Below are 470 nucleotides of genomic sequence, written 5' to 3'. Positions count from 1 at the left end.
GGGAGCATGAGTGACAAGGACAGGGCGGATGCCGTCTACGAGGCCCTGCTGAGCCGCGCCGGAGAGCGCTGGGTGCAGCCGCGCAAGGAGCGCACCGCCCGCATCCTCGCGTTCCTCGATGACCCGCAGCGCACGTACCGCGTCGTGCACATCACGGGTACGAACGGCAAGACGTCGACCGCGCGGATGATCGAGAGCCTCCTGCGGGCGCACGATCTGCGCACGGGACTGTTCACGAGCCCACATCTGGAGCGCTTCACCGAGCGGATCATGATCGATGGCGAGCCCATCGCCGATGAGGCCGTCGCGGATGCGTGGGACGAGATCGAGCCGTTCGTCGACATCGTCGATGCCGAGCTCGAAGCCGCGGGTGATGCTCCGCTGACGTTCTTCGAACTGCTGACCGTGCTGGCGTTCGTCGCCGTGGCCGATGCGCCGATCGACGTGCTCGTGCTCGAGGTGGGCATGGG

At 67.2% G+C, this 470-nt stretch carries 1 protein-coding gene; it reads left to right on the top strand.

Annotated elements, in window-relative coordinates; all coding sequences use genetic code 11:
- Nucleotides 1-6: 6 nt before the first annotated feature.
- Nucleotides 7-470: Mur ligase family protein (locus L687_RS34310; protein ID WP_021200362.1), on the top strand; the 464-nt coding region annotated here is incomplete at its 3' end.

Origin of the sequence: Microbacterium maritypicum MF109 (genome assembly GCF_000455825.1) — a bacterium.
GTDB classification, from domain to species: domain Bacteria; phylum Actinomycetota; class Actinomycetes; order Actinomycetales; family Microbacteriaceae; genus Microbacterium; species Microbacterium maritypicum_A.
This window is presented reverse-complemented; position numbering and strand designations above follow the sequence as displayed.